We start from the raw sequence: 20,783 nt of genomic DNA, 5'->3' as shown, positions 1-20,783 counted from the left end.
TGGTTAAGTTAACCGTTGGTTAACAAATCAAGTATCAGCCCATATTCGCGGCGAAGCGTTCAAACAGATAGAAGCTATCTTGAGGGCCTGGGCTGGCTTCTGGGTGATGCTGAACCGAGAACACAGGCCGATCTGTCATGCGGATACCGCAGTTTGAACCGTCAAACAGGGACACATGGGTTTCTTCGACACCGTCTGGAAGGCTTTGTGCATCAACGGCAAAACCGTGGTTCATGGATGTGATTTCCACTTTGCCCGTTTCGTTTTCTTTAACAGGGTGGTTTGCACCGTGGTGGCCGTGGCTCATTTTCAGGGTTTTACCCCCCAAAGCGAGCGCGAGCATTTGGTGCCCAAGGCAAATTCCGAAAATTGGCAGATCGGTCTTGTCCAAAATCCCTTGGATCATCGGGACGGCGTATTCGCCTGTGGCCGCTGGGTCCCCTGGACCGTTTGAAAGGAACACGCCTTGAGGGTTGTGGGACAATACGTCTTCGGCGGTGGCGGTGGCTGGCAGCACAGTCACATCGCAGCCCGCAGAGGCGAGACAGCGCAGGATGTTGCGTTTTGCGCCGTAGTCGATGGCGACAACACGTTTGCCTTCGCCTGTGCGTTTGGGATAGCCGTCTGGCCACGCCCAGCGTTGTTCATCCCAGCGATAGGATTGTGCGCATGTGACCTCTTTCGCGAGGTCGAGCCCTTCAAGGCCAACGAAATCGCGGGCTTCTTGTAAAAGGGCAGGCATATCAAATTCGCCGTCAGGATTGTGCTGAATGGCGACATGGGGTGCGCCCTGCATACGGATGGCGCGGGTCAAACGACGTGTGTCGATACCGCCAACGCCAATGCGACCCCGTTTGGACAGCCATTCGGACAGGGTTTCTTGGCTGCGCCAATTCGATGGTTCGGTCGGATCCCATTTCACGATCATGGCGCGCGCAACAGGATCGGCGGTTTCATCGTCTTCGGTGTTCACGCCTGTGTTGCCGATATGGGGGAAAGTGAATGTGATGGCCTGACCCGCGTAAGACGGGTCTGTCATGATTTCCTGATACCCCGTCATTGCCGTGTTAAAGCACAGTTCTGCAACGGTTTTTCCCGTTGCCCCAAAACCGCGCCCGTAAAAGGTGCTGCCATCGGCAAGAACAATACATGCGGTCGGGTGATCGGGTGTTTCTGGCGTGGTCATTGCAGCGTTCCTTGAGCCAAATTTGCGCGAAACTACGCGGGGGGCGCGAAATGGTCAAGGGTTTGATCCAATTGTAATATGCAATAAAAACAACGGCTTGGATTTTTCGTTCGGAGTTGTCTCGGGCGACAATTCAGGGTAGAAGCAGCACTTGGATTTATCGCAACTGCCGGGAAGCACGAAAATGCGCGACGAGATCAATACACAGGTCAAACAGGCCATGCGGGACAAAGACAGCGAACGATTGACGACGCTGCGTTTGATCAATGCTGCAATCAAGGACCGCGATATCGCAGCGCGGGCTGAGGGCAACTATGACGGGGTGTCTGATGATGAAATCCTGCAAGTTTTGGCCAAGATGATTAAACAGCGCACCGAAAGCGCCAAAGTTTATGAAGAAGGTGGGCGCTTGGAGTTGGCCGAGAAAGAACGGCGCGAGATTGTGGTGGTGGAGCAATTTCTGCCCAAACAATTGAGCGACGAGGAACTGACTGCTGCGGTTAAAGACGCCATCGAAACCACAGGGGCGGAGAGCATTCGCGACATGGGGCGTGTGATGGGTGAATTAAAGGGCAAATACGCTGGTCAGATGGATTTCGGCAAGGCTGGCGGCGCTGTGAAAGCTGCTTTGGCGGGGTGACAAGTAACGGGTTCTGCGCACAATCTGCCACAACGAAAAAGCCCGCGACGAAAATCGCGGGCTTTCTTTTTGAGAGGGCAGACGTGTTACGCAAAAATAAAGTCTGAGTTGCCCCAGGCACCGATGCTCATATCCTCGATAAGGATCACGCCATCGCCACCGATTTTGGTAAGGTCGATGATCGAGCCTGTGCCATTTGCGATGATTGCACCTGCGTCTGTGAGGTCTTGGCGCGAGGAAACAGCAAAGGCGCTGAGGTCGAGCTGGTCTGTGTTATTTGCGAAATCGGTGATTTCGTCATTGCCGGAATTGCGGCCAAAGACAAACACATCAGCCCCTGTGTTGCCTGACAGGATGTCATTGCCGGTGCCCCCTGTGATCGTGTCATTGCCAGAGCCGCCTTTGATTTCATCGTTACCACGACCGCCATACAATTCGTCATTGTCCTGGTTGCCTTCGATATAGTCATCACCATCGTTGCCCCGGATCATGTCGCTTTCTGAACCACCATACAGTTCGTCATTGCCTTGTTTGCCCTGAATGTTATCTGCGCCAGCATCGCCACGCAGATCGTCATCCCGAGTGCCACCGCGCAGGGTATCTGCGCCATCACCGGCGTTTACACGCCCGTCTGTCCAGCCATCCAGTTTGCCGCGATAGGTGTCATCGCCGTCACCCATGTTGATATCGCCCGTAATCAAACCACCGTTGATCAGTTTCAATGTGGAACCCGTGGCGGTCATGTCTACGGCATCTACATCGCCTGTTATTGTACCAAAATTGCGCACTTCGGTCGTTTGGCTGAGATACATTGACGTACCGCCGCGCCCGATCAAATCCCCCGTGTTGGACAAGAAAAAATCACTGCCATTCTCAAAACGAATTGCGATTTCGCCTTCGATGTGTCCCGAGTTGTCGATCCGGTTGTTCAAAATCGTGCCTGATAAATATGTGGCAACGCCAAATTTCTGCGAAACAATGGTACCGGAATTGGAAACTTCTGCATCACTACTATTAAGGAGAATTCCTGAACCTAACGTGGGATGGTCCGAGGAAGAGTGGATGACACCGGCGTTGGTGATATGGGCGCCCACGCCGCGCACCCAGATGCCGTATCCGCCATAAATTTCACCAAGGTTTAGCAGGGAAACACCTGTTCCCAAAAGGTTGAAAGAGGCGAGGGAATCAGATGTAGTGCTCACGCGGCCAGTGGAAGAAATGAAAATACTGGTATCAGTACAAGCGGCTTCTACGTCAAACTGCCCAGATGAAATGAGATGCCCGTAAATGCCAACCAGATGGTCTACGCCCGATGTAATGTCTATATGGCCCTGTAACAGGGTGCCTTCGGTAAGGTAAAGTTCATCGCCACTTGTGAGTGTGTAGCTTTGCACTGTGTCTGTTGAAACCACTGTAGTTGTCATGGGAAGGTCCTCCTTTAAGGATCAGGTCTTGTTTAGCGAATTGAAATCGTTTCGAAAAAGGTGCCAGCCGACATGCTGGTACCCACATTTTTCAAAGTTTGGAAATGGACATCACGCAAAGATAAAATCCGAATTGCCCCATTGGTTCTCGGTCATATCCTCGATAAGGATCACGCCATCGCCGCTTTAGTTGATGCCATCGGTACTATCCGTGCGCAGTGCGCCATCAACGCCGATGAACAGGACATCCTGCCCATCTAAGGTTTGCGCAGATGTGGTGATTGTGTCGATGTATGTTACGGTCATAATATTCCCCCTGTTGTGTTGTTCTGGACAGGACCCCAATCCAGATTGCTAATTTTGGTGTATCACTTGCTTTGTGATTTTTGGGTGTGCATCCCAATTGGGTCGAACAATCTAAAACCAATTGGTTTGCTTCAAATGAAAGGTCGAAAAATTAAAGCGCACTGCCGAATTAACGCTAAAAATATGCGTTAGAGTTGTGTGACAAACAATCAAACTCTTTAAAAACAGTGAAATTTGGCACACATTTTCAGAAGCATTCTATCCTTGGTGGAGCGTAGTTGACCCTACGTCCACCATTCGTGATTGGTGATGCGGGGTGATTGGCACCACCGAATTTTAGGACAGAATCACCCAAATAACCGACCAAGTTGAAACAGTGTTGCTTTGGATATGGGGCTGAAAGGGGGTGGCGCAGCGAAACGCCTGTTGGGCGGACAGCCGCGTTAACCGTTTCGTGTGTTGATGGCCTGAGCAAGATGCTTGCGCAGGTCTTTTTCCAAGTCTTTGCGGTCTTCCACGGGGAGAAACGCGCCAAGTTCGATCTCTCGTCCTGCGCCCTTGAGTGTGAGATAGCTTGGGATTTTCTTCGTATCTTTCATGTGGACGCTGACCCAATAGGGATTGGCGTGCCAAAACTGATCCGCCTTGCGCGGATTTTGACGGTGGACGGCGATTAGGTCGGGCCAAAGGGTGATGACTTCGCGCAGGGTGCCGTCTTTGTCGTTGCGTCGGATGAAATACCAAAGGGCGGCAACCGCTGGGCCGACAAACAACAACAGTGTCCAAAGTGCCTGTGTGCCAAGAAAGGCCAGCAGTGGCAGCAGAAACGCGCAGGCGGTGAACATGATGGTGGCCCCAAAGCCAAAGTTGCTGAGTGAGCGGTAGGGTTTGATGGAGTTGGTGTAGATCGGCGTATCGGCGCGATCCACGGCGCGGTGGAAATCTGCTTCGATATCAGAGGGTGTTGGGGCAGGGGTGGTCATTGCGGCTTATCTTTGGGGTGATCCACAAGATAGGGTTTTCGCAAAAAACGGCAATGGGAGTTGTGCGGTTTGTTGGGCCGCTAGGACCCATTAGATTTGCTGGATTTCGTAGGCCCCCAAAAGATGGTGTAGATTAAGATTATCACAAAGACGATTAGGGACAGGGTGCAGAGAAGAACGCCTAGGGCACTGATTTTGTTCCAAAAGGCGAAGGCCTCGGGATAGTCGATGTAGCGACGTGGCATGCCAGATAGACCCAAAAAATGCTGGGGGAAAAAGGTCATAAAGGCGCCGACGGCGAATAGGGTAAACTGTATGCTGCCTGCCCAAAGTGGCACTGCGCGGTTGGTCCATCGGTGAATGATAAAGAAAATCGTAGCGAATACCGCGGCGATGTTCAGCGCGTAGTGAAAATGGGCGACCACGTAATAGGTATCGTGATAGGCGCGATCGACGCTGCCGTTTGACAGGCTTATACCTGTTGCGCCAGCCAGCAGCACAAATATCAACAGCGCAGCAAGCCAAAGATACACAATACGCATGGTGTTCCTCGCGTAAATCCGAGTGGAAACGAAAAAGGGCTGGATGTGATCCAGCCCTTTTGAATGATTTTACCAATCAGGCTAATGCCCTTTTTGGTGATCCCACATGTCTTGTGTAGGCAGGATTTCGAACGTGTGCTCTGGTGGAGGGGACGGGAGTGTCCATTCCAGCGTGTCTGCACCTTCGCCCCAGTAATTTTCGTTGTTCTCTTCGATCTTTTTGCCCCAGATCAGGCAGTAGAAGATGAGACCAATGAAGAACACAAAGGATGCGAATGACAGGAAGGCACCGTAGGATGACACCTCGTTCCAGAGTGAGAACTGCTCTGGATAGTCGATGTAACGGCGTGGCATACCCTGACGACCCAAGAAGTGCTGTGGGAAGAAGGTAATGTTGGCGCCGATGAACATCATCCAGAAGTGCAGTTTACCTGCCCATTCGGGGTAATGCTTGCCCGACATTTTGCCAAACCAGTAGTAAACACCCGCAAAGATACAGAACACAGCACCAAGCGACATCACGTAGTGGAAGTGTGCAACCACGTAGTAAGTGTCGTGATAGGCGCGGTCCACACCAGCCTGTGACAATACGATCCCTGTAACTCCACCAACGGTGAAGAGGAACAAGAAGCCGAACGCCCAGTACATTGGTGTTTTCATCTCGATCGAGCCGCCCCACATTGTGGCGATCCATGAGAAGATTTTGATACCCGTAGGAACCGCAATCACCATGGTTGCCAGCATGAAGTAGGACTGCTGTGTCAGGGACATACCAACGGTGTACATGTGGTGAGCCCAAACAACGAAACCCAGCGCGCCAATGGCAACCATCGCATACACCATTGGCAGGTAGCCAAAGATCGGTTTGCGAGAGAAAGTTGCGATCACGTGGCTGATGATACCAAAGCCAGGAACGATGATCATGTATACTTCGGGGTGACCAAAGAACCACAAGAGGTGCTGGTACAACACTGGGTCGCCGCCGCCTGATGGGTCAAAGAAGGTTGTGCCGAAGTTACGGTCTGTCAGCAGCATTGTGATCGCGCCAGCCAGAACAGGCAGGGACAGAAGGATCAGGAAGGCTGTGACAAAGATCGACCATGCAAACAGAGGCGTTTTGTGCAGGGTCATGCCCGGCGCACGCATGTTCAGGAAGGTCGTGATCATGTTGATCGCACCAAGGATGGATGATGCACCCGAGACGTGAACCGCGAAGATCGCAAAGTCCATGGAGGAACCCGCCTCTTTGACGGAGAGCGGTGCATAGAGCACCCAACCAACGCCAGAGCCAGCTTGGCCGTTACCCCCTGGCATCACAACGGACAGAACCGCGAGTGTTGAGCCAGCGACATACATCCAGTAGGACAGGTTGTTCATTCGTGGGAACGCCATGTCAGGCGCACCGATCATCAACGGCATGAAATAGTTACCAAACCCGCCGAACAGGGCAGGAATAACCACGAAGAACATCATCAAGATGCCGTGGCCTGTAATCATCACGTTCCATAGGTGACCGTTTGGCGTACAGTTTTCGACGGTGGATGCCAGCAAAGAGGCACCTTCCATACACATGTGCTGTACACCAGGTTCCATGAGTTCGATCCGCATGAAAACGGTAAAACAAACAGAAACAAAGCCAAGAAGGCCTGCTGTAAATAGATAGAGGATGCCGATATCTTTATGGTTGGTTGACATGAACCAACGCGTGAAAAAGCCCGGCCGAGCGTGGTCGTCGTGACCGTGGGTGGCTGCGTCTGCCATTATAGTTCTCCTGACACGTCTTTTTGTTCCTGCGAATCTTTGTCACCAAAGCCCGCAGTTACCCGCCGTGGTCATACCGTAGCGCGGCGTATTCCTCAACTGTGTTGAAACACTTAATGGTCAAGCGGGAACATCTGTCGCAGGGGCATTTCAGCAATTGGTGCTAATCATTGCTGCATAAGGTAATTTGTGCTATTTTTGGGTATATTTTTAAGTTTTACGGCGAAAAATTAGAGAAGTTGGCATGAAAAATATTGTGATTTTGGTCAATGGAACGTGGAACGATGACGACAATCAAGAACGGTCGCTACTAACCAACGTGGTCTGGCTGCGGGAGTTGTGCATTGATGAACCTGGCGTGCAGGAAGTTTGGTACACAGACGGCGTTGGGGCTGGCGGGTTGGTTGACAAAGCCCTTGGGGGTGCCTTCGGGCGTGGATTGAAAAAGGGGATTTGCGCCGGATACCGAGCAGCGTCGGAAAAATACGAGCAAGATGCGAAAATCTATTTGTTTGGATTTAGCCGAGGGGCCTACACCGTGCGCACTATTGCCGACATGATCGCGCAAATCGGTCTTGTTGATCTGACCGATGTCCCAAAAGAGGATCGCGATGCAGTCTGCGCGCTTCTTTACGATGTATACCGTGGTAAGAAAGACGTTAGCTCAGTCGGAGAAAAGACTTTTTTCAATGCAGCCAATGCACAAGCTGCGGCAGGGACGACGCCGATCCACATGGTGGGGGTGTGGGATACCGTTGGTACGGCTGGTATTCCCGATCATTATGTCACGCTGAATGTTCTGGATTGGGTGTCAAAGGGGCACAATTGGGCAAACACGCAAATCAGCGATGTCGTGCAAAATGCCCGTCATGCGATTGCAATGGATGAAGCCCGTGAATCCTTTGTCCCCGCCTTTTGGACGGATGAAAAAGGCGAAATGTTAAACACTAAGCGCGTCAAGCAATTGTGGTTTTCTGGCGTTCACACCGATGTAGGCGGTGGATACGAACAGCGCGATCTGGGCAATATCGCGATGGGGTGGATGACCACTGAGGCGAAAAATCTGGGTTTATTGCTCGAACCCGATCCAAAGAGACCCATTCCCGAGGACCGCGCTCTAGGGGTTGTCAATGACTCTATGACATCCGTTTTTAAAAAAATGTGGTCGCGGCCCCGAGGCGTGCCAAATGTTTCCGATCCAAAAAACAAAGAACTGTTCCATCCGTCGGTTCTACGCCGTTATGAACACAAAGAACGGGCGACGATACCGAATTGGGAGGCACCTGATCTGAAACAGGGTGATACAGTTCATCGAGTCGCCAAGGCCGCAAAGCGCTGGAACCCGATGGGCGTGTTCGTGGAGCCGACAGACACTTTGAACATCACTGCTGAAGGGGTCTGGTACGATTTGACGCGCGAATACACACCCGATGGCACTTGGTTGAACCAGCCCACGGGTATTGGGGCGCGGGCGCTTGATGCGCATCACATTCCAAATATGGTTGCAGGCGTTGCGCGCTGGTTGCGCCGCTCCAAACCCTATCGGCGAGTTCCCGGTGGATGGCGTGATCCGGAAAGCAAGCCCTTTATGTTGATGGGTGTGGTTGCGGACGGCCGCGGGGTGCGCGATTTAGATGGTGCGATTTTGCCCGATGCTCATACTAAATTTGAAATTGGCAACGGCGTGCGGATTGGCGCAGGCACGGATCATCCGCTCAAACGAGGCGGATATTTATATTGCTATCCAAACGACGTCTGGCAATTTTATGACAACAACAGTGGTGAGTTAGATATTTCAATCACTTTGGAGTAACGGCGTCTTTTCGTCGAAGACTTTGTCAAAACTGTGCTTCAACGCTACATCCAGATCGTCCATCGTTACGGGCAATCCCAGATCGACGAGTGATGTGACGCCGTGTTCGGCGATGCCGCAGGGGATGATGCCGTCGTAGTGGCTGAGGTCGGGTTCCACGTTGATGCAAATGCCGTGGAAGGAGTGCCATTTGCGCAGGCGCACGCCGATGGCGGCGATTTTGTCTTCGGGGGGATTGCCCAGTGCCGTCAGTGGTTTGTCGGTGCGGACCACCCAGACGCCGACGCGGCCTTCGCGGCGTTCGCCCCTTACGTTGAATTCGGCGAGGGTTTGGATGACCCATTCTTCCAGATTCCAAACAAACTTGCGCAGATCGCGGCCCCGTTTGTTCAGATCGAGCATGGCATAGGCCACACGCTGACCAGGGCCGTGATAGGTGTATTGCCCGCCGCGTTTGGTTTCATACACGGGAAACCGGTTCGGATCCGTCAGATCGTTGATGTCAGAAGACGTGCCCGCAGTGTAAAGGGGCGGATGTTCCAGCAGCCAAATCCGTTCATCTGCTTTGCCGTCGATCATCTCGTTCACATGAGATTCCATTTGGGCAATGGTCTCGGGGTAGGGGGCAAAGCCCTGTGAAGTGATCCAATCAGTCATGGGAGCATCTGAACCAACTGGTCTGACATGTCAAATGCAGCGGTCGATCAGAGAAAATAACCCGCTTCTTTTAACGCGGGCATGAAGCTGCGGCTGACGGGGACTTCGGCCCCTGATTTCAGAAAGAGTGTTCCGCGTTCCCCCAACCGTTTGGACGACGCGATTTGATCTTGGGCGACCCAATGTGATCTGTGCGTCTGGAACCCTGCGGTTGCTCCGACTTCTGCCATTGCGTCGGCAATGCGGATGAGAACCAGCTCTTGGCCCGCTGTGGTTGTGACCAAAACATAGTGATCTTGCGCCTGGAGCGAGACGATAGGGCCTCGTTTGTCAAAGGGCAGACGCTTAAACAGCGGGGGCGTTTGATCAGAACCCTCGTTTGCTGAATGGGGTTCTGCGTTGCCAAAAGCCATGCCGATGAGGATGGAAACAGTGGCCGCAATTATCGTGGTATAGAGCAGCAGTGTTTGAAAACTCGGCAGGTCCGCAGTGTTGGCGGTAAAGGTCATTGCGTTGATAACCGTGACGATGACAGCCAGAATGGGCCCTGCGCAACTGCCCGCGATGCCATCTCGTAACAGGTTGGGCCAGGTTTCCGGTAGCAGCGTTTGGACTAGGTTGATGACGGTGATCGCGGTGCAATAGGTCACAAAAACGATCACCGCCCAATATGCGACCCGCGGCAAGAGCGGCAAAGCCTCGAATGTTTCAAATGGACCAGACAAACCGAGCAGGATGGACGTGCCAAGCATGGCCAACACAACGTTGCGGCTGGCTAAATGCTCTCGTGTTTGACGAAGCGCGAATGACGAACCGTGTGTTTTCAAGGAGTATTCTCTTATTTTACGCAAGTTTGCTTGTTTCTAAATGGGGCTGAGAAGAAGAGTAGCGCAAGTTTTTTCTTCGACAAATGGAGGTCTTGGATATGAGTTTTACGGCGTTCGCAGAGGCAAGTCTTGTTATTCAAATTCACGTTTTGACGGCGCTGGCTGCAGCTATTTTGGGGCCGATTGCTTTGCTGCGCAAACGAAAAGATCGCATTCATAAGGTGACCGGATATGTTTGGGTTACGGTCATGGCGATTACGGCTTTGACGTCGTTCTTTATTTGGACAATCCGCGTGGTCGGAGTGTTTTCGCCAATTCACATTTTATCGGTGATCACGATTATTGGTTTGGTTCAAGCCATTTATCGAATCAAGCAACGGGATATCTTTGGGCACAGACGGGTTTTGTGGCGTTTGTACTATCAGGCGATTGGTTTAGCTGGGCTGTTTTCTTTTCTGCCGCAGCGCATGATGAATGATATGTTTACTTTTGCGTCACCCTGGGTGGTTTTCGGCGTGGCTTTTGGTGTTTTCATCTTTCTCGGCGCAGTGATTTCAACACTGTTTGATCGGGTGCAGCCAAAGGATTTAATTTCGTGACAATTTTGGGGTTCACAAGGGGCAAACCCTTGGCTATACGGCCCCTACCTCGCGTGCGGCCGTGGCGGAATTGGTAGACGCGCAGCGTTGAGGTCGCTGTTCCTTAACCGGAGTGGAAGTTCGAGTCTTCTCGGCCGCACCAAAGGGTTTTCCTGCAAATCTGTGTCGATTGTTTGCTTAAGCGAGCAGGGATCCCATGTGGCGCATGCAAAGAGCATAGCCTTCGACGCCCATGCCGATAATGGAGGCGTTGGCGCGTTTTGATACGAAGGAATGGTGTCGAAATTCTTCGCGGTGATGCACGTTGGAAATATGAATTTCCAAAACCGGACCTTCGAATGTGTTGAGCGCATCCAAGATGGCAACAGAGGTGTGTGTATAGGCAGCAGGGTTAATGATGATACCTGCGGATGTTTCGCGACAGGCTTGGATCATATTGACCAGTTCGCCTTCGATGTTGGATTGCAGAAGCTCGCACCGCAGGCCAAATTCGGTCGCGACTGCCGCGCAGTCTCTGGCCACATCATCAAGCGTGGCGTGGCCGTAGATTTCGGGCTCTCGTTTGCCCAAGAGGTTAAGGTTTGGGCCATTTAGAATTGTGACGAGTTTCGACATGGTGTTCTCCGATCCATAGGGCTGGGGATAGCAATTACACAGTGCATTTCAACTGTTATTGGAGCGGGGTGGGTATTGGGTTTGAAAATGTTGCACAAAACAACATGCCATTCGATTCGAGTTTTACAGATTTTGTCGTTAGCTTGTTAAGGAGTTCGTGGGCGTGCATTGAGTACCACTTGTCATATTCCACCATTGGGAGAGTGATGTTTTTTGGGTGAATGTTGCGAGATAGGTTGAAAAATAGATTTAAAACAGATGCTTAAAACAATTTCACTTGAATTGAAAAATCTGAATGTCGCCTCTCAATAAACAAACTTGTATCAAATTCGAAACAAACTTTTGTCATGTTTCACGCTATAAATAGGTGGGAGTAGCGGGCAGGTGAGTATCGCGCGTTACGTTTAATATTGAGTGAGTGAGTAACATAATGGTTGTAGCAAGCATCTTCGCGTCTGGTATCGCAATTGGTTTTTTGGTGGGTTTCGTTAGCTTTACGCTGATTTACGCTTTCCTCGCCTGAACTTAGGTACAGACTGAAAAAATAGCCGCGCAAAAGCGTGGCTTTTTTTGTGTTTGCGATCTGTTGCGCAATCACACGTCCACATATAAAAATGTTCACAAATAAAAATGGCCCCGAACGCGTGCGCATTCGAGGCCATTGTTGTGGAAACCAGAGACTTAGCAGGTTTCGGCGTCCACAAAACCACGGGCAGTTGGGCCATAGCTGTCAGATGCCGCCTTTAAAACGGGTAGGGCGTTGAGCATGTCTGATTGATTATCACTGCTGAGCGCCGCGATGCCATTTTCATCTGGCATAAAGCTTTCGGTTGCCGCTGCTTCGCAATAAATCACTTCGTGTTGATCCAGTACGATTTGGAAAAATTCCACTTCGCCGCTTGTGGCACGAATGATGGTTTCGTCGTTCACCATTTTGCGCGCTGGGATCAGCACTTCTTTGACGCCATACAGCATCATCGCTTCGGCACCTTTGAAGACAACACGGTGATCGGCGCTGACGATCAGGTCACGATTGTTTTTGATGGCGCCCTTTTTAAACAGGATAGGGGCGTTTTGCGCGGTGACATGTTTTTTTTCTGAACCAATCCAGCGGATTTCCTGCATCCCGTGGTCGCGTGTGATGACACGGTCGCCAACTGTCAAACGCTCCACAGGCATTTCACCACGTGAAGTCATAATATAGGTGCCACGGGCCACGCCCATCCGATTTTGCGCAGTGTTTGACCGACTAGAGGGCGTTTTGAGTTTTTTCGTCAAAGCGCCAGAGGCGGAAACGCTGATGGTTTCGTAAACGTGATCGGCGTGCAGCGGGATTTCGGACACAACAGCTGAATAAAGAGCAGCGTGATCGGTTGAGACATCTTGGTAGGCCACAAACACATCATCTGTGATCCGGTCGCGCAATGTCCATGTGATTTGGCTGACCGCTTTGTGTTGTGCTTGGGGCGGTGTTGCGTTTGGTGTGTTTGCAAAGGTGGCGAGTCCCCCTGGGGTGATCGAAAACGGTGTGGACCGAGGGGAAACAGAGTAGATGTTTTGTGTCGTCATTTGTTTACTCGCTAAGCTGAACGCGAAATTAAGGGCTCACCCACTAGGGCGCTGGAAGTCCAGAGAATCTTGAGTGCGAAATAAGGCACAAATGCGGCCACATTCGGTCTGTTTTTTGATTAAAGCCAAAAATGACCCAAAAATGAGCAAAAAGTGGTGTTTTCTGGCGCAATTGCCTTGCCTATTTCAGCCCCATTCGAAGCTGCAAAAGAACAAAGTGAGCAAAAGTTTGGTCTTAGGCCATTATTGGCTGTTGCCAACCTTGACGCGCTTCGCATAGGTTGGTTTTTGAAAAAATGAGACCGAAAAGGTCCGTCACTAAAGTCGCTGGGAGAAAAAGTTGGCTGCCAATTTGCAAGATGACGCGTTCGTCGTATTCGATCGCGTGCAAAAGAGTTATGACGGTGAAGTTCTTGTTGTTAAGGACCTGAACCTTCAGATCGCCAAGGGCGAATTCCTTACAATGCTTGGGCCATCAGGGTCTGGTAAGACAACATGTCTTATGATGTTGGCTGGTTTTGAGACGGCCACGAGCGGGGATATCCTGCTTGGCGGCAACCCAATCAACAATATTCCACCGCATAAACGCGGCATTGGTATGGTGTTCCAGAATTACGCTCTGTTCCCACACATGACGGTGGGCGAGAACTTGTCGTTCCCGCTCGAAGTGCGCAACATGGGTAAATCCGAGCGCGAAGAAAAAGTGAAACGCGCGCTTGATATGGTTCAGATGGGCGATTTTGCGGGGCGTCGTCCTGCACAGCTTTCAGGTGGTCAGCAGCAGCGGATCGCTTTGGCTCGGGCCTTGGTGTTTGATGCGGAATTGGTGTTGATGGATGAGCCGCTTGGGGCGCTGGATAAACAGCTGCGCGAACACATGCAGTTTGAAATCAAACACATCCATGAAAATTTGGGCATCACAGTTGTGTATGTAACGCATGACCAGTCTGAAGCGTTGACCATGTCTGATCGTATTGCAGTGTTCAATGATGGTGTGATTCAGCAATTGGCGCCGCCAGAAGATTTGTACGAACGTCCTGAAAATGCGTTTTGTGCGCAATTTATCGGCGAAAACAATACGTTGATGGGTACAGTTAAATCAATTGACGACAATGTAGCATCCATCACATTGGACGATGGCGCAGAAGTGCGTGGCCTGACCGTGAACAACGGTGGTGTGGGCAGCCGCACGACGCTCTCGATCCGCCCTGAGCGAGTCTTCGTTGGCGGTCGCGAAGGGTTGGTAACAACCGAAGCCGAAGTGAAAGAGCTGATTTACCTCGGCGATCACATCCGCTGTCGTATGAATGTCCATGGCAATGACGAGTTCGTTGTCAAAGTTCCGAACGCATCTGGTCACAAGCACCTCGAAGTGGGTGAAAAGACCAATATCAGTTGGGAAACAGAAGATTGCCGAGCACTCGACGCGTAAGCGTTGAGGGTTTTTGGTTAAACTGCAACGTCCAACCCGTGGCATTGCAGTATCGGGAGAAACGGGAAACTAACTAGGAGAAGTTCACATGAACGTTAAGACTTTATTGATGGGCGCTGCGGCGACTGCATTGTTTGCGGGTGTTGCTGGTGCGAAAGACCTGACGGTTGTTTCTTGGGGCGGTGCTTACACCAAGTCTCAAGTTGAAGCATACCACAAGCCTTGGATGGCTAAGACTGGTAAAACAATCACTTCCGAAGACTACAACGGCGGTTTGGCCGAAGTTAAAGCGCAAGTGGAAGCTGGCAACGTAACTTGGGATCTCGTGGACGTTGAATTGTCTGATGCTGTTCGCGGTTGTGACGAAGGCCTGCTTGAGCCAATCGACACATCCATCCTGCCAGCTGCCCCAGACGGCACAGCAGCAACAGACGACTTCTTGCCAGGTACACTGCACGAGTGTGCGGTTGCAAACATCGTTTGGTCCACAATTTTCGCCTACGATAAGTCTGAAATGGGCGACAATGCACCAACAACAATCGCTGATTTCTTTGACACAGCGAAATTCCCAGGCAAGCGTGGCCTGCGTAAGTCTCCAAAAGCGAACCTGGAAATGGCTCTGGCCGCTGACGGTGTTGCATCTGCAGACATCTACGAAGTTCTGGGCACACCAGAAGGCGTTGATCGCGCATTCGCAAAGCTCGACACCATCAAAGGTGACGTGGTTTGGTGGGAAGCTGGCGCTCAGCCTCCACAACTGTTGGCAGACGGCGAAGTTGCAATGACAACAGCCTACAACGGCCGTATCTTCAACGCTGTAGCAGCAGAAGGCCAAGACTTTGAAATCGTTTGGGATTCACAAATCTTTGACCTCGACCTCTGGGTAATCCCAAAAGGTGCGCCAAACAAAGAAGCCGCAATGGACTTCCTCGCGTTCTCAACAGCAACAGAGCAGTTGGCCGCACAAGCGTCCTACATCTCTTACGGTCCTGCACGTGCGTCTTCCGCACCGCTGGTTGGCTCTTTCCACAACAAACCAGACCTCGCAATGGGTCCTCAGATGCCAACAGCACCTGAGAACTTCAAAACTGCGATCCAGAACGACTTTGAATTCTGGGCTGACAACCAAGACGAGTTGAACGAGCGTTTCAACACATGGTTGGCAAACTAATCTGACTTCGGTCTGACACAGGATGGGGCCGTTATGGCCCCATCCACACCACAAAGTTACGTAAGAAGTGCCATGACAGACACCTCAGTTGATCACCCCGCAGGACCTTTAACCGCTGCGGATGGGACACCCCTTAAGAAGAAGCTACGCCAAGCCCTGTTTCGCAGTCGCGTGCGGGCCTTTGGGTTGGTTGTCCCTTTGCTGATCCTGATCGTGATGGCGTTTTTGATCCCGATTGTCCTGTTTCTGAGCCGCGCCGTTTATAACGACACTTATGAGCGGTATATGCCCAACACCACGCCCGTATTGGCTGCTTGGGACGGAAAATCGGAACCCACAGAAGAAATGTATGCGGCTTTGGTCGCGGATTTGGTGCAAGGGCGCAAAGACAAGACAATCGGTAAAGTTGCAACGCGCGTAAACCGTGAATTGTCTGGCACACGTTCTTTGTTCACGTCCTCCGCGCGCAGTGCCGCCAAAATGGAAGCGCCATTCAAAGACGCTTTGATCGCAAAGAAAAAGAAATGGGGCGACATCGAAACATGGCAGGCGATGAAGATCGCATCCAAATCCTTTACTGGGGCGTATTTGGCATCTGCAGTTGACCTGAAAGTCGAAGCAGATGGTTCAATTGCACGCAAAGACAAAGATCGCCGCATCAATTTGCAGCTGTTTGTTCGCACCCTGCAAATTTCGGTCATTGTGACCATAATGGGCGTCCTTCTTGGTTATCCCATCGCGTATCTGCTTTCGACATTGTCTGTGCGCACGTCGAACCTGTTGCTGATCCTTGTGTTGTTGCCATTCTGGACATCCTTGTTGGTGCGAACCACGGCGTGGATTGCGGTGTTGCAAGGGCAGGGGGTGCTGAACGATTTGTTTGTGGTCTTTGGGTTGGCGACCGATGATGATCGGTTCAGTCTGATTTACAACAAGACCGGTACGCTGATTTCCATGACGCATATTTTGCTGCCGTTTATGGTGTTGCCGCTGTATTCCGTGATGAAAACCATCCCGCCATCCTATGTCCGTGCTGCAAAATCTATGGGCGCAACACCGTGGACCGCATTTTGGCGCGTGTATTTCCCGCAATCGATCCCAGGTATCGGGGCGGGGGGGATCCTTGTGTTTATCCTTGCGATCTCGTTCTACATCACGCCTGCCTTGGTAGGTGGTCAGTCTGGTACGATGATTTCGAACATCATTGATTTCCACATGCGATCCTCTTTGAACTGGTCGCTTGCCGCCGCGCTTGGTGCGGTGCTGCTGGTGATCGTCTTGTTCCTATACTGGCTCTACGATCGGATCGTGGGCATTGATAACATGAAGTTGGGTTAATCTGATGAGCACAGTTGCACAACAATACCGCTACACTCCGCCACGCCCACCGATGTCGTTCAATTTGGCGTGGCCTGCTGGCTTTGGGGGGCTCGTTGGGTTCTTGACCGCGCAGGGGCAGTTTGCCTTGATGCTGCCGTACCTGATTGCAGGGGCGGTGATTGCAGCGGCTTTGGCCTTTGTTTCGATCAAATTTCTAAAAACGCGCAAGCTTGCAGGACCATTTGGCGGGCTGTTGTTTTTTGCCCTTGGTTGGGCCGTGTTTGGGTTTTCCTATGGCCTGCTGGTTGGCATCGTCGGGTTTATTCTGGCGCGCATGTCAATTTGGTTGTCCACGGGGGATTACCGTTTGAACCAACCGCCTTATGTGACATCGAACGAAGTGCTGTGGTTTTACACGTTCCGTACGATCTGTGGGCTTATCTTTCTTTTCCTGATTGCGCCAATCATTGTTGTGATCCCGCTGTCCTTTAACCAAGAGCCTTACTTCAGCTTTACCGCTGGGATGCTTGCGCTTGACAGTGATGCGTTTTCGTTGCGCTGGTATGCGGATATTTTCCGCAATGGTATGGCAGCGCCTGATGCGATTGCGGGCTGGTGGTCTGATATGTGGAACAATGCGCAGTGGATTCGCTCGGTTCGCAATTCTTTCTATGTTGGGATCATGGCAACGTTGCTGGCGACCAGCATTGGGACATTGGCCGCGATTGGTTTGTCCCGTTCTGAAATGCCGTTCAAGAAGCCGATCATGGCGCTGTTGATTTCACCAATGATTGTGCCCTTGGTGATTATCGCCTCTGGCATGTTCTTTGCGTTTTCCGATTTCCGTATTCCTTACTTCTATGAAAAAGGGATCGCGAAAAGCTATCTTGGTTTGATCATTGGTCACGCGGTTTTGGGCACGCCTTATGTGATTATCACGGTAACGGCGACCCTCGTTGGCTTTGATCAAAGCCTGACACGTGCGGCGGCGAATATGGGCGCGAGCCCCATTCGGACTTTCTTTAAGGTGCAGATGCCGTTGATCTTGCCTGGTGTGATTTCAGGCGCGTTGTTTGCGTTTATCACATCGTTTGATGAGGTGGTGTTGACGTTGCAGTTGGCGGATGTGTCCCAGCGCACGATCCCGCGTCAGATGTTCTCGGGTATTCGCGAACAGATCAGCCCGACCATTCTGGCGGTGGCAACGATCCTTGTGATTATCTCGATTGCCCTGCTGACGGTTGTGGAATTGCTGCGACGCCGATCAGAGCGGATGCGCGGGTTGTCTCCTGCATAAAGGGGACGCTTGCGCGTCATGACAGTATGCTTGGCCATTAGGCCAAGCGGATTGCCTGCGGTGCGGAAATTATTAAGAGAAAATACCTATAGGGCCCGCAAAATGACGAGCCAAATGGTCACGCTGACGACAGCGGCCCCTGTGCCAAGCAGGACGCCACTAGCTGCGGTCGCTTTGCCACGATCATACATGTTTGCAAAGACATAGGTGTTGATGCCCGGTGACATGGCGGCGGTAAGGACAACGACCTGTGTTACCTCGGTAGAGAGATTGAAGACACGGCTTGCCAAGATAAGCGCGATGCTGGGATGGATCACCAAGCGCAGAAACAGGATCATCGCGGTTTCCCCGATATTTGGCGCAATGCCGTAGCGGACCAAAACCGCGCCTAGCCCGAAGAGGGCGGCAGGCAGGGCCGCACGGGCCATCATTTCGGTCGCGTCCCTGATGCCTTGGGGCAGCCATAGGCCTGTCAGATTGACGAAAAAGCCCAGCAATAAGCCGATCATCAGCGCGTTTGAGAACATGGCCTTGGTCACAACTTTGATTGTGTCTGGCAGTGCGCGGCCATCGGCGCGGGCGAACTCCATTGCGGTGATGCCAAGCAGGTAGCAGAACGGCGCGTGAATTGACACGATTGCTGTGATCGGGCCGAGGGCATCCGTGCCAAAAGCGCGTTCTACAATTGGGAACCCGAGTAGGACCGAGTTGGCGAACAGGGCGCAAAAGCCAATGGCCACCGCTTCGCCAGAACGCCGTTGAAACAGGTATCTGGCCCCAAGGGTGCTGAGGATAAAGCAAACAGCAGAGCCTGTGTAAAAGGACCCAAGCAGTGCAGGTTTAAAAACCGCGGACAAATCAAGGCCCGCAATAGCGTTAAACAAGAGGCAAGGAATGGCGAAGTTCTGGGTGAACTTCATCAGCGCATCGGCGTAGTCATTTTTGAAGAGATTGAAAGAAACCGCTGCGTATCCCGCGCCCACCACCAGAAAGACGGGAAAGACGACGAGGAAGACCTCGATCATGCAGGGAGCCTGATTTGCATACCGTCAAACGCCGCTGTGATGTGATCGGGTGTTTCCGCACAGATGGTCGCGTAATCGAGATCATTGTGCATGTTGGTCAGGATCGCTTGTTTCGGTGCAGCCTGTTCGATCCAATCGAGTGTTTGTTCCAAATGGGAATGGGTTGGATGGGGTTCGCGTCGCAGGGCATCGACGATCCACATATCAAGCCCGCGTACCATATCCCAAGCCACATCATTCATTGCAGACACATCGGGTAGATAGGCGAGGGTGTCGATGCGAAAACCGTTGGCTTTGATCGGGCCGTGATCCACCAGAAACGGGGACAGCGTGATCGTCCCCCCATCGCCTGTAATATCGACAGGGCCCGTCATGTCGTTCATTTCAAGGATGGGTTTGTAGAGCGTGCCTGGAACCTGTTCAAACGTATAGCCGAACCGTTGGCGCAGGGTGTTTTGCGTGGTGGCATCGGCCCAGATGGGCAGGCGTTTGCGCATGTTGAACACGATCATGCGCAGATCATCAATTCCGTGCGTGTGGTCCGCGTGATCATGGGTGTAAACCACTGCGTCGAGCGCGCCGACGTCTGCATTCAGCAGTTGATTGCGCAAATCGGGGGAGGTGTCGATCAAAACGGATGTTTTACCCTGATCCGTGATGCGTTCCACCAGCAGTGAGCAGCGTTGTCGGCGGTTTTTCGGATTAGACGGATCGCAATCGCCCCAGTGACCACCTAGTCGCGGGACGCCGCCTGATGAGCCGCAGCCCAGTATGGTGAAAACATATTCGCCCATTATGCAGCCACCTGATATTGCGCAGCTTTGGTGAACAGCCGATCAAAGTTGGCCGTGGTTTGCGCGGCGAAATCCGCATAGCTCATGGCAAACACATCCGCGCCCACTTGTGCGGTATGTGCGGTATAGGCGGGTTCGTTCCGTTTGCCACGAAACGGTGTTGGTGCAAGGTAGGGCGCGTCAGTTTCCACCAGCACGCGGTCTACAGGCGCATTCGCAAAGATATCGCGTACCTCTTGGCTGTTTTTGAAGGTGGCGATGCCTGACATCGACAGATAGAATCCTAGATCAAGCGAAGTTTTTGCCAGTTCAGGGCCAGAACAATAGCAGTGCATGACACAGGAATAGGCGCCGTTGTGGTATTCTTCGGATAGGATGCGCGCCATATCGTCGTCTGCGGCGCGGGCGTGAATAATCAGAGGCAGACCTGTTTCACGGGCAGCTGCAATGTGGATGCGAAGGCTGTCCTTTTGGATTTGCGCACTTTCGGATGCGTAGTGATAATCGAGGCCCGTTTCCCCGATGCCGACCAATTTTGGGTGTTTGGTGAGCGCGATCAGCTCGTCCACAGTGGCGAGCGGTTCATCAGCTGCACTCATGGGGTGGGTGCCTGCGGCGTAAAAGATGGGCGCGTGCGCTTCGGCGATGGCACGCACGGTTGGCTCGTTCTTTAGCTTTGTGCAGATGGTAACCATACGGGTGACGCCAGCTTGCGCAGCGCGATCAATGAGGGCGTCGATTTCACCTTCAAAATCGGGAAAATCGAGGTGGCAGTGGCTGTCTACGATGGTTGGTGTCATGTCTTTGCACTTTGGGCCGTGG

19 protein-coding genes and 1 tRNA gene are annotated in these 20,783 nt (G+C 52.1%); 8 read left to right on the top strand and 12 right to left on the bottom strand.

What is annotated here, in order from left to right; genetic code table 11:
• Nucleotides 1-34: 34 nt before the first annotated feature.
• Entirely contained in the window at nucleotides 35-1,186 is a 1,152-nt protein-coding gene (carA, locus tag QBD29_RS10480) for a glutamine-hydrolyzing carbamoyl-phosphate synthase small subunit (RefSeq protein ID WP_280098043.1), read from the bottom strand.
• 184 nt (nucleotides 1,187-1,370) lie between these two features.
• Here carA and QBD29_RS10475 point away from each other — a divergent pair, with 184 nt between their 5' ends.
• Nucleotides 1,371-1,826 carry a GatB/YqeY domain-containing protein gene (locus QBD29_RS10475; protein ID WP_280098042.1) on the top strand — a complete coding sequence of 152 codons (456 nt, stop codon included), beginning with the start codon at nucleotides 1,371-1,373 and terminating at the stop codon, nucleotides 1,824-1,826.
• Between the two features lie 86 nt (nucleotides 1,827-1,912).
• Here QBD29_RS10475 and QBD29_RS10470 read toward each other — a convergent pair whose 3' ends face one another.
• The 4 genes from QBD29_RS10470 to QBD29_RS10455 form a co-directional block, all read right to left on the bottom strand.
• The gene (locus tag QBD29_RS10470) at nucleotides 1,913-3,250 is read right to left on the bottom strand and encodes a calcium-binding protein (RefSeq protein WP_280098041.1); all 1,338 of its coding nucleotides are present in this window, start codon (nucleotides 3,248-3,250) and stop codon (nucleotides 1,913-1,915) included.
• Between the two features lie 749 nt (nucleotides 3,251-3,999).
• Nucleotides 4,000-4,539 carry a DUF2244 domain-containing protein gene (locus QBD29_RS10465; protein WP_280098040.1) on the bottom strand — a complete coding sequence of 180 codons (540 nt, stop codon included), beginning with the start codon at nucleotides 4,537-4,539 and terminating at the stop codon, nucleotides 4,000-4,002.
• Between the two features lie 80 nt (nucleotides 4,540-4,619).
• Complete coding sequence (locus tag QBD29_RS10460) at nucleotides 4,620-5,081, bottom strand: cbb3-type cytochrome c oxidase subunit I (protein ID WP_280098039.1); 462 nt, start codon at nucleotides 5,079-5,081, stop codon at nucleotides 4,620-4,622.
• An 81-nt stretch (nucleotides 5,082-5,162) separates the two neighbouring features.
• On the bottom strand, nucleotides 5,163-6,842 hold the full coding sequence (locus tag QBD29_RS10455) for a cytochrome c oxidase subunit 1 (RefSeq protein ID WP_280098038.1): 1,680 nt from the start codon (nucleotides 6,840-6,842) through the stop codon (nucleotides 5,163-5,165).
• Nucleotides 6,843-7,086: 244 nt separating this feature from the next.
• Here QBD29_RS10455 and QBD29_RS10450 point away from each other — a divergent pair, with 244 nt between their 5' ends.
• The gene (locus QBD29_RS10450; RefSeq protein ID WP_280098037.1) at nucleotides 7,087-8,655 is read left to right on the top strand and encodes a DUF2235 domain-containing protein; all 1,569 of its coding nucleotides are present in this window, start codon (nucleotides 7,087-7,089) and stop codon (nucleotides 8,653-8,655) included.
• Here the strand turns inward: QBD29_RS10450 and lipB are convergent.
• Nucleotides 8,638-9,312 (bottom strand): lipoyl(octanoyl) transferase LipB, encoded by a 675-nt coding sequence (gene lipB, locus QBD29_RS10445; RefSeq protein ID WP_280098036.1) that lies wholly within the window; start codon nucleotides 9,310-9,312, stop codon nucleotides 8,638-8,640. The genes QBD29_RS10450 and lipB overlap by 18 nt on opposite strands.
• Nucleotides 9,313-9,359: 47 nt before the next feature.
• Nucleotides 9,360-10,139, bottom strand: coding sequence for a LytTR family DNA-binding domain-containing protein (locus tag QBD29_RS10440; RefSeq protein WP_280098034.1), 780 nt, complete (start codon nucleotides 10,137-10,139; stop codon nucleotides 9,360-9,362).
• A gap of 98 nt (nucleotides 10,140-10,237) precedes the next feature.
• Here QBD29_RS10440 and QBD29_RS10435 point away from each other — a divergent pair, with 98 nt between their 5' ends.
• The gene (locus QBD29_RS10435; protein WP_280098033.1) at nucleotides 10,238-10,738 is read left to right on the top strand and encodes a DUF2306 domain-containing protein; all 501 of its coding nucleotides are present in this window, start codon (nucleotides 10,238-10,240) and stop codon (nucleotides 10,736-10,738) included.
• Between the two features lie 55 nt (nucleotides 10,739-10,793).
• Nucleotides 10,794-10,880, top strand: a tRNA-Leu gene (locus tag QBD29_RS10430).
• 35 nt (nucleotides 10,881-10,915) lie between these two features.
• On the opposite strand, the gene aroQ is transcribed toward QBD29_RS10430, so the two are convergent.
• Both aroQ and QBD29_RS10420 read right to left on the bottom strand, forming a co-directional pair.
• Nucleotides 10,916-11,353 (bottom strand): type II 3-dehydroquinate dehydratase, encoded by a 438-nt coding sequence (aroQ, locus tag QBD29_RS10425; RefSeq protein ID WP_280098032.1) that lies wholly within the window; start codon nucleotides 11,351-11,353, stop codon nucleotides 10,916-10,918.
• 681 nt (nucleotides 11,354-12,034) lie between these two features.
• On the bottom strand, nucleotides 12,035-12,922 hold the full coding sequence (locus QBD29_RS10420) for a Hint domain-containing protein (protein ID WP_280098031.1): 888 nt from the start codon (nucleotides 12,920-12,922) through the stop codon (nucleotides 12,035-12,037).
• 340 nt (nucleotides 12,923-13,262) lie between these two features.
• Here QBD29_RS10420 and QBD29_RS10415 point away from each other — a divergent pair, with 340 nt between their 5' ends.
• The 4 genes from QBD29_RS10415 to QBD29_RS10400 all read left to right on the top strand — a co-directional run bounded on the left by QBD29_RS10415 (nucleotide 13,263) and on the right by QBD29_RS10400 (nucleotide 18,142).
• A complete protein-coding gene (locus QBD29_RS10415) occupies nucleotides 13,263-14,354 on the top strand; it encodes an ABC transporter ATP-binding protein (RefSeq protein ID WP_280098030.1) in 1,092 nt (363 codons plus the stop codon).
• An 88-nt stretch (nucleotides 14,355-14,442) separates the two neighbouring features.
• Nucleotides 14,443-15,525 carry an ABC transporter substrate-binding protein gene (locus QBD29_RS10410; RefSeq protein WP_280098029.1) on the top strand — a complete coding sequence of 361 codons (1,083 nt, stop codon included), beginning with the start codon at nucleotides 14,443-14,445 and terminating at the stop codon, nucleotides 15,523-15,525.
• A gap of 72 nt (nucleotides 15,526-15,597) precedes the next feature.
• Nucleotides 15,598-16,863 carry an ABC transporter permease gene (locus QBD29_RS10405; RefSeq protein ID WP_280098028.1) on the top strand — a complete coding sequence of 422 codons (1,266 nt, stop codon included), beginning with the start codon at nucleotides 15,598-15,600 and terminating at the stop codon, nucleotides 16,861-16,863.
• A 4-nt stretch (nucleotides 16,864-16,867) separates the two neighbouring features.
• A complete protein-coding gene (locus QBD29_RS10400) occupies nucleotides 16,868-18,142 on the top strand; it encodes an ABC transporter permease (RefSeq protein ID WP_280098027.1) in 1,275 nt (424 codons plus the stop codon).
• 86 nt (nucleotides 18,143-18,228) lie between these two features.
• Here QBD29_RS10400 and QBD29_RS10395 read toward each other — a convergent pair whose 3' ends face one another.
• Genes QBD29_RS10395 through QBD29_RS10385 form a run of 3 tightly spaced genes read right to left on the bottom strand, consistent with a single transcriptional unit; the run spans nucleotide 18,229 to nucleotide 20,761 of the window.
• The gene (locus QBD29_RS10395) at nucleotides 18,229-19,167 is read right to left on the bottom strand and encodes an AEC family transporter (protein WP_280098026.1); all 939 of its coding nucleotides are present in this window, start codon (nucleotides 19,165-19,167) and stop codon (nucleotides 18,229-18,231) included.
• Nucleotides 19,164-19,961, bottom strand: coding sequence for an MBL fold metallo-hydrolase (locus QBD29_RS10390; RefSeq protein WP_280098025.1), 798 nt, complete (start codon nucleotides 19,959-19,961; stop codon nucleotides 19,164-19,166). Before QBD29_RS10390 ends, QBD29_RS10395 begins: the two co-directional genes overlap by 4 nt.
• Complete coding sequence (locus QBD29_RS10385; protein WP_280098024.1) at nucleotides 19,961-20,761, bottom strand: TatD family hydrolase; 801 nt, start codon at nucleotides 20,759-20,761, stop codon at nucleotides 19,961-19,963. Before QBD29_RS10385 ends, QBD29_RS10390 begins: the two co-directional genes overlap by 1 nt.
• Nucleotides 20,762-20,783 lie beyond the last annotated feature (22 nt).

This window comes from Amylibacter sp. IMCC11727 (assembly GCF_029854195.1).
Taxonomy (GTDB): Bacteria; Pseudomonadota; Alphaproteobacteria; order Rhodobacterales; family Rhodobacteraceae; genus Amylibacter.
The sequence above is the reverse complement of the archived record's forward strand: the minus strand, read 5'-3'. Positions and strand labels throughout refer to the sequence as shown.